Here is a 656-nt window from a genome sequence, read left to right as displayed (position 1 = left end):
CTGGGTGCGCATCTTGACGAGTAGCTGCCGGCTTACATGTAAATGCAGGATGCTTTGCTGCTCGACCGTCTTGACGGCCACGAAGCGCATGTTCGGTCGTTGCACTGCTTCGCAGACGGCTTCGGCATCGTTCATGTCATTCTTGTTCGTCTTCAGGTAAGGCTTGACGAATTGCGGCGCCATCAGCTTCACCGTATGTCCCATCGCAGCCAGCCTGCGTGCCCAGTAATGTGCGCTGCCGCAGGCCTCCATGCCGATTAGGCAGGGCGAGAGACGGGCGAAGAACGGCGCCATTTGTGATCGGCTGAGACGCTTACGGCATACGGTATGTCCACGGGCGTCCACGGCGTGCACCTGGAAGACGTGCTTGGCGATATCCACACCAACAGCGGTAATTTCCATTTCGGGTACCTCCACTTCAGTCGAACGTCAGACCTCAACTTTGGCACACCGATGCCGTTCAGGTGGGTGGTGCCCATTCCATCTGCAGAATCGCGCGAAGCCAAGCGCAGCGTGCGGATAGGTGCAGATAAGCAGTTGCGAAACTCCCAGTTTCAATATGAAATGGCCCTATCTTCTGGGAGTGAGAAGCGCCGATGAGCACACCGGATTTCTTCCGCAGCCGCCTGGACGCGATGATCGATTTGCGGCATCCG

The 656-nt window shown here is 57.5% G+C and carries 2 protein-coding genes; both read right to left on the bottom strand.

Going from position 1 to position 656, the window contains the following annotated elements; all coding sequences use genetic code 11:
• The coding region (locus AWB66_RS33460; RefSeq protein WP_125469900.1) for an IS110 family RNA-guided transposase at positions 1-402 on the bottom strand (402 nt) is incomplete at its 3' end.
• 58 nt (positions 403-460) lie between these two features.
• Positions 461-656, bottom strand: a 196-nt coding sequence (locus tag AWB66_RS34850) for a hypothetical protein (RefSeq protein WP_235021367.1), incomplete at its 5' end; no start/stop codon positions are given.

The sequence above is a fragment of the Caballeronia telluris genome, assembly GCF_001544495.1.
GTDB lineage: Bacteria > Pseudomonadota > Gammaproteobacteria > Burkholderiales > Burkholderiaceae > Caballeronia > Caballeronia telluris.
Note: the sequence above shows the minus strand (reverse complement) of the source record. Positions and strands in the feature narration are given on the sequence as shown.